The sequence below is a fragment of the Clostridioides sp. ZZV15-6598 genome (genome assembly GCF_020657705.1).
GTDB lineage: Bacteria > Bacillota > Clostridia > Peptostreptococcales > Peptostreptococcaceae > Clostridioides > Clostridioides difficile_F.
Map to the genome: position 1 here is coordinate 1 of NZ_JAGWCS010000230.1, position 2,985 is coordinate 2,985.

The following is a 2,985-nucleotide window of genomic DNA, read 5'->3' on the forward strand; positions in this document are numbered from 1 at the left end:
TTTCACAAGGAATTATGCATTTTTTTGATTTTAAGATTTATTGAGAAAACAATATTAACAGGGGGTAATTAATAAAATGGATTTTTTAAATGGTATTTTAACAGGCATTAATAATGCAGTAGTATTTGTAAACAATTACTTATGGTCTTATATTCTAATTATAATGTTAGTTGTAATTGGTATTTACTTTACTATTAAAACAAATTTTGTACAATTCAGATATTTTATAGAAATGTTTAGGCTTTTAGGTGATGGTGCAGCAAATAAAAATGCAAAAAAAGAAGGAAAAATATCTTCATTTCAAGCCTTTTGTATAAGTACATCTTCAAGAGTTGGTACTGGAAATATAGCAGGAATAGCAATTGCAGTAGTAGCAGGAGGTCCTGGTGCTGTATTTTGGATGTGGCTTATAGCATTAATTGGCTCTGCTTCAAGTTTTGTGGAGAGTACATTAGCTCAAATTTATAAAGTTAAGAATGGACCAGCTTTTAGAGGTGGACCAGCTTATTATATGGAACAAGGTTTAAATAAAAGATGGATGGGTGTTTTATTTTCAATACTTATAACTATCTGTTATGGATTTGTATTCAATGCAGTTCAAGCAAATACTGTTTCATTGGCATTTAATAATGCGTTTGGTATAAGTAAGATGGCTATGGGAATAGGTCTTGGAATTTTAACAGCAATAGTTATTTTTGGTGGTGTTCATAGAATAGCCAAAGTTTCAGAAATAATAGTTCCTGTATTTGCAGGATTATACATATTAGTTGCTTTAGCTATAGTTGTAATGAATATAACAGAAATACCAGGAGTTATATCATTAATAGTAGAAAGCGCATTTGATTTTAGAGGAATGGCAATTGGTACATTTATGGGAGTTGTAATGACTGGAGTAAAAAGAGGTTTATTTTCTAATGAAGCAGGTATGGGTAGTGCGCCTAATGCTGCTGCAACAGCACATGTAACTCATCCTGTAAAACAAGGTTTAATCCAATCTCTAGGTGTTTTTACAGATACTATAATTATATGTAGTTGTACAGCATTTATGGTATTATTATATTCAGATTATGCTAGTAGTGGAGCAACAGGAATTGAATTAGCTCAAGAAGCTTTAACTCACCATATAGGGCCAATAGGAAATATTTTTATAGCAGTTTGTATATTCTTATTTGCATTTAGTTCTATAGTAGGAAATTATTACTATGGAGAATCAAATATGGAGTTTATGAGTGGAAGTAAAACTAAACTTAATGTATTTAGAGTTTTTGTTGTAGGTATGGTTTTATTTGGTTCTCTTACTCAAGTAGAGGTAGTTTGGAATTTAGCAGATTTATTTATGGCACTGATGGCGATAATAAACTTAATAGCAATAACTCTTTTAGGTAAGTACGCATTTATTGCTTTAAAAGATTATACAAGTCAAAAAAAATCTGGAATAAAAGACCCTGTATTTATTGCAGATGAAATAGAAGGATTAGAAAATGTATCAGAGTGGCACAATGAATTATCTGATGAACGTTTAGGATAAAAAGTATTATAAAAATTATAAAGTAATCTTGATAGATTAGAGTATATTTAATTTATATGAATATAATATTTTAATTAACTTATATTACTGGAATTTTTAATTCCAGTAATATTTTTTTATCTCAAGTATGATATATTTTATTAAAAATTTTTAGTATTTAAATATAATTTAATTATTATAAATCATATATTAAAACCTCTCTTTTTAAATACTACACAATCAAATCTTGTAACTTATCTTCAAAGCTTTCTAAGTAATCACAAAATAATCTAAATTCTTCTATATTTTTGATTTCTTGTAAGTTTCTTAAGTCTATCATCATGTTGCTATATTTATGCAACATAAAACTCATATCATATATTTCACATTTAACAAATCCTTGTTGATAGTTGTATTTATAAGGTTCATATTTTGAAAAATTTGATTCAAAGTATTTTATTTTGGCATAACATAATCTGTGTATGTTGAATAAAAGAGCAAGTACAGATTCTTTAACTGCGAACTTGTGTGTGAAGTATTTTACAGTGTGGTATTTATCATGTTTAAATTCCCAAATTAAATCTTCATTCAAAGTAAGAGAATATTTTTTTATAAGGTTACGTTTTTCTAGTGTTAAATCTTGTATTGAACTTGTTTTCATAATTCAGTCCCCCATAAATATTCAATAAACAACCATTAAATTATGGTGTTCATTTATAGTTTATTATTACTTACTTAACTATATTGTATAATTAATCGAGAAAATAATAAAATAGATAATTAATATAACATTAATATATGCTATAAATAAAAACGATAGCTTTGATAGTAATATATACGAATTTATGATATTTTATATTTAGCGTTATATTTGTAGTTATTTTAAGCTTTTAAAAGTATTTCTAATTATTAACTTATATTTTAGGGGAGAGGGAGATAAATTGTTCAATAAGAATGAGTATATTGTTGTAGTATGCCGTGATTGTTTCATGTTTTATTATAAAGATAATGATTTAAAGGAGAAAATATCATTTTCAATACAGCCTATGCCAAATGTACCATTTTATCATTATCTATTTGAAGGTGATGTTGAAAACTATATTAGAAATGTACAAGCCAAAGTTTATATTAAGAAGGCAATTTTGTATGTATTAATACCCGATGACGCATTAAGTATAGACATAAGAATAATACAAGAGTTTTTCACTCAGTTAGGATGTAAAAAAATAATTTTTTCTAAACAAAATATTCTTTTAAGTAATTGTGTAGAAAACTATATTTCAATATCTTTTACTAATAGAGTCATTGCTGTTTCATATATAAAAAATGGAGGAGCTGAAGCAATAGATTTCCTCAATTACAATGAGTTTGAAACTAAAAATCTATCCTGTGTCATTAAAAGTTTACATAATGATTGTGTATATTCTAATTTTAAAACATATGTGAATGATATTGGTATTTCTAATGAATATAAAGAT

Annotated in this window: 3 protein-coding genes; 2 read left to right on the forward strand and 1 reads right to left on the reverse strand. The window is 26.3% G+C overall.

The window, feature by feature from the left end; genetic code table 11:
- The first annotated feature begins 76 nt into the window (after positions 1–76).
- Entirely contained in the window at positions 77–1,528 is a 1,452-nt protein-coding gene (locus KGF50_RS20920; RefSeq protein WP_227849844.1) for an alanine/glycine:cation symporter family protein, read from the forward strand.
- A gap of 211 nt (positions 1,529–1,739) precedes the next feature.
- Here KGF50_RS20920 and KGF50_RS20925 read toward each other — a convergent pair whose 3' ends face one another.
- On the reverse strand, positions 1,740–2,168 hold the full coding sequence (locus tag KGF50_RS20925; RefSeq protein ID WP_227849845.1) for a hypothetical protein: 429 nt from the start codon (positions 2,166–2,168) through the stop codon (positions 1,740–1,742).
- A gap of 280 nt (positions 2,169–2,448) precedes the next feature.
- Between KGF50_RS20925 and KGF50_RS20930 the strand changes: the two genes are divergently transcribed.
- A partial coding sequence (locus KGF50_RS20930) for a hypothetical protein (RefSeq protein WP_227849846.1) occupies positions 2,449–2,985 on the forward strand: 537 nt, incomplete at its 3' end.

Bases quoted from the DNA above. Each gene is read 5' to 3' on its own strand.
- KGF50_RS20920 (WP_227849844.1), top strand. From the start codon at position 77: ATGGATTTTTTAAATGGTATTTTAACAGGCATTAATAATGCAGTAGTA.
- KGF50_RS20925 (WP_227849845.1), bottom strand. From the start codon at position 2,168: ATGAAAACAAGTTCAATACAAGATTTAACACTAGAAAAACGTAACCTT.